The organism is Neisseria sp. P0022.S010 (genome assembly GCF_051956635.1).
The window spans coordinates 1-3,525 of the sequence record NZ_JBQCXF010000303.1 but is presented as its reverse complement, the minus strand read 5'-3'; the positions used below and the strand labels follow the sequence as shown (position 1 = coordinate 3,525).

Here is a 3,525-nt window from a genome sequence, read left to right as displayed (position 1 = left end):
TTGGACATCGAAACGCTGGGCAAAGAACAGCGTAAAGGCAATATCTACAAAGGTATCATTACCCGCATCGAGCCGTCGCTGGAAGCGTGTTTCGTCGATTACGGAACCGACCGCCACGGCTTTTTGCCGTTTAAGGAAGTATCGCGTTCGTATTTCCGCGATTACGAAGGCGGCAGGGCGCGTATTCAGGACGTGCTCAAAGAAGGCATGGAAGTTATCGTCCAAGTTGAAAAAGACGAACGCGGCAACAAAGGCGCGGCGCTGACCACTTTCATCAGCCTGGCCGGCCGCTATTTGGTATTGATGCCGAACAACCCGCGTGGCGGCGGCGTATCCCGCCGTATCGAAGGCGAAGAGCGTCAAGAGTTGAAAGCCGCCATGGCCGAACTCGACATTCCAAACGGCATGAGCATCATTGCCCGTACTGCCGGCATCGGCCGCAGCGCGGAAGAGTTGGAATGGGACTTGAACTACCTCAAACAACTCTGGAAAGCCATTGAAGAAGCAGGCAAAGCACATCATGACCCTTACCTGCTCTTTATGGAAAGCTCGCTGCTGATTCGTGCGATTCGCGACTATTTCCGTCCCGATATCGGCGAGATTTTGGTGGACAATCAAGAAGTTCACGACCAAGTTGCCGAGTTCATGAGCTACGTCATGCCGAGCAATGTAGGCCGTCTGAAACTCTATCAAGACCACACGCCACTGTTCTCCCGTTTCCAAATCGAACACCAAATCGAAAGTGCGTTCTCACGCAGCGTCAGCCTGCCTTCCGGTGGCGCGATTGTGATCGACCACACCGAAGCCCTGGTTTCCATCGACGTCAACTCTGCGCGCGCTACACGCGGCTCTGACATTGAAGACACCGCGTTCAAAACCAATATGGAAGCCGCCGAAGAGGTTGCCCGTCAAATGCGCCTGCGCGACTTGGGCGGTTTGGTCGTCATCGACTTCATCGACATGGAAAATCCGAAACACCAACGCGATGTTGAAAACGTTCTGCGCGATGCGCTCAAAAAAGACCGCGCCCGCGTGCAAATGGGCAAACTTTCGCGTTTCGGCCTTTTGGAATTGAGCCGCCAACGTTTGAAACCGGCTTTAGGCGAAAGCAGCCATGTTGCGTGTCCGCGCTGCGCCGGTACCGGCGTCATCCGCGGTATCGAATCCACCGCCCTGCACGTTTTGCGCATCATTCAAGAAGAAGCAATGAAAGACAACACCGGAGAAGTGCACGCACAAGTTCCTGTCGATGTTGCCACCTTCCTGTTGAACGAAAAACGCGCCGAGCTGTTTGCGATGGAAGAGCGCTTGGATGTGAACGTCGTCCTGATTCCAAACATTCACTTGGAAAATCCGCACTACGAAATCAACCGCATCCGCATTGACGACGTAGAAGAAGACGGCGAACCGAGCTACAAACGCGTTGCCGAGCCGGAAGAAGACGAATCCGCCAAACCTTTCGGCAGCGAAAGAGCCAAAGCTTCCCGTCCTGAGCCAGCTGTCAAAGGCGTACGCCATACCCAGCCTGCACCGGTTGTAGCCGAGCAGAAGAACGGTTCATGGTGGGATAGCTTCAAAGCATGGCTCAAACGCATTTTCGGCGGCAATACCGCAGCCGAAACCGCGCCTGTTGCCGAAGTGGCAGAAAAACGCACTTCAAACGGCAACAACCGCAACGGCAATTCCGGCAACCGCCGCGCAAACAACCGCCGCCAAAACCCGCGCCGCAACAATAGGCACGACGGCAGCAAGGTAGAAGTGCGCGAAGTGAATGCCGAAGCTGTCGACAGCAAGTTTGAAGAAAACAAATCAAACGAAAGCCGCAACGACGAGCGTAAAGACAATCGTCGCAACCGCAACCGTAACAACCGCCGCGATGATCGCAACAACGAGCGCAACCGTGTTGAGGAAGTGGTTGAAGACGTAAACGTTCAAGAAGTAGCTGCACTGGTTGAGATGCCGTCTGAAAACCAAGCGGAACAAAACGGCAATAAACGCCGCCGCAACAACGGCCGTAACGAGCGCAACCGTCATCAATCTGCGGAAAACCGTGTTGAGGACGTGAACGTTCAAGCCGATGGCGAACAGGCGCAAGTTGAAGCGGACGACAACGCCCGCAGCGAAGAGGGTGTGAAAAACAACGGCCGTCAAGGACGCGACCGCAACAACCGTCAGCGCAACAACCGTAACGACCGCCGTTCCAACAGCAAAAAACGCAATATTCCGTCTTCGGCAAAAATCGAGCAATACCTGAACATTACCGATACCGCTGACAAAGTCCTCTTTGCCGTAGCGCATGTTTTAGGTTTGAACGAAACGGTTGAAGCTGCAAATGCAACATTGTCTTCTGAAAGCGACCAAGCCGAGCCGCTGGTGATTGTGGTATCCGAGCCTGAAGTTACCAGCGCAGAGCCATTCGTATTTGCGATTGAAAGCGAAGACGAGCCTGCCGTAGCGCAAACTGAAGGCGCTGATGCCGAACAAGCCCTGCTTGCTTCTGCCGTCAGCAACGTTAAAAAAGCCATTTCTGCAGTATTGTCTCTGAATGCAACGACTACTATTGCACCGGTTGAAGCACCAGCCGAAACTGTTGCCACACCAGCTGAAGCCGTAGCTCAAGCAGCGCCTGTCGCAATCGTTGTGCCTGAGAGCTTAGGCGATTTGATCTTCGTTGAAACCGATCCGCAAGCCGTTGCCGCTTTAGCCGCGCAGCCACAACCTGAACCGGTTGCTAAAACACGCCGTTCGGATGTGCCTAAAGTAGAAGTGGAAGACGTAGCAGTCGAAATGATTTTGGTGGAAACACGCAAAGACTAAGATTGGTTTTCCAGTTAAAAGCCCGATGTTGAACGCATCGGGCTTTTTTATTGGCAAGGAGATGCGCTGCTCATTTTCTTTGTGTTTACCATGAGCGTTAATTCATGGTTGAAAAAGCAGGATAGCTTGCTGAGAAAGGGAAGGGCGTGATTCTTTCAATAGGAAGGACTTAACGAAATAGATTGGTATGAGAAAAGGCCGTCTGAAACGGTTTCAGACGGCCTTGGTTTGTGTGTATGTTTAGGTATTGTGATTATTTTTTGTTCAGAGAGTCACGGATTTCGCGCAACAACAGAACTTCTTCGCTAGGCTCTGCTGGTGCTTCTTCAGCAGGAGCTTCGGTTTTTTTCACGGAGTTGATGGCTTTAACCACGCAGAAGATGGCAGCGGCGATGATCAGGAAGCTGATCACAGTGTTAATGAACAGACCAATGTTCAAAGTAACGGCACCGGCTGCTTGAGCGGCCGCCAGGCTGGCGTAACCAGCTTCAGGAGCGGCTTGTGCGCCGTCTTTCAGCGTGATGAACAGGTTGGAGAAATCAACGCCACCAATCAGCAGACCGATAGGAGGCATGATTACATCGTCAACCAATGATTTGACGATGCCGCTGAATGCTGTACCGACAACCATACCGACTGCGAGGTCGATCACGTTGCCACGCATAATAAATTCTTTAAATTCTGAAGCGATTGACATAATTAATCTCC

Annotated in this window: 2 protein-coding genes; one reads left to right on the top strand and one right to left on the bottom strand. The window is 52.4% G+C overall.

Annotated elements, in window-relative coordinates; translation table 11 throughout:
• A partial coding sequence (locus ACTHUT_RS15740; RefSeq protein WP_440419010.1) for an Rne/Rng family ribonuclease occupies window positions 1-2,817 on the top strand: 2,817 nt, incomplete at its 5' end.
• 253 nt (window positions 2,818-3,070) lie between these two features.
• Here ACTHUT_RS15740 and mscL read toward each other — a convergent pair.
• On the bottom strand, window positions 3,071-3,514 hold the full coding sequence (gene mscL / locus ACTHUT_RS15735; RefSeq protein ID WP_070591900.1) for a large conductance mechanosensitive channel protein MscL: 444 nt from the start codon (window positions 3,512-3,514) through the stop codon (window positions 3,071-3,073).
• Window positions 3,515-3,525: the final 11 nt, after the last annotated feature.